This is a genomic window from Brevibacterium renqingii (assembly GCF_017808105.1).
GTDB classification, from domain to species: Bacteria; Actinomycetota; Actinomycetes; order Actinomycetales; family Brevibacteriaceae; genus Brevibacterium; species Brevibacterium renqingii.
The window spans coordinates 1-344 of the sequence record NZ_JADBHF010000043.1 but is presented as its reverse complement, the minus strand read 5'-3'; the positions used below and the strand labels follow the sequence as shown (position 1 = coordinate 344).

1 rRNA gene is annotated in these 344 nt (G+C 50.9%); it reads left to right on the top strand.

From position 1 onward, the window contains the following. Positions 1-102: 102 nt before the first annotated feature. A 23S ribosomal RNA gene (locus IHE57_RS16210) occupies positions 103-344 on the top strand; the annotation flags it as partial.

Here is a 344-nt window from a genome sequence, read left to right as displayed (position 1 = left end):
AACAACACGTAAGTGTTGTTATGTAATGTGATTTTTCTTGTAATCATCTTTGAGTGTGATTTTTTCGCACACACGCGACATACCGACCTTCTTTGTGGGGTTGGGTGAGTGTGTGAGAGCGCATGGTGGATGCCTTGGCATCAGGAGCCGATGAAGGACGTGGAAATCTGCGATAAGCCTCGGGGAGCCGATAAACGGGCGTTGATCCGAGGATGTCCGAATGGGGAAACCCCGCCACTCGTGAGGGTGGTGACCCGCATCTGAATATATAGGGTGTGTGGGGGGAACGCGGGGAAGTGAAACATCTCAGTACCCGCAGGAAGAGAAAATAACAATGATTCCGG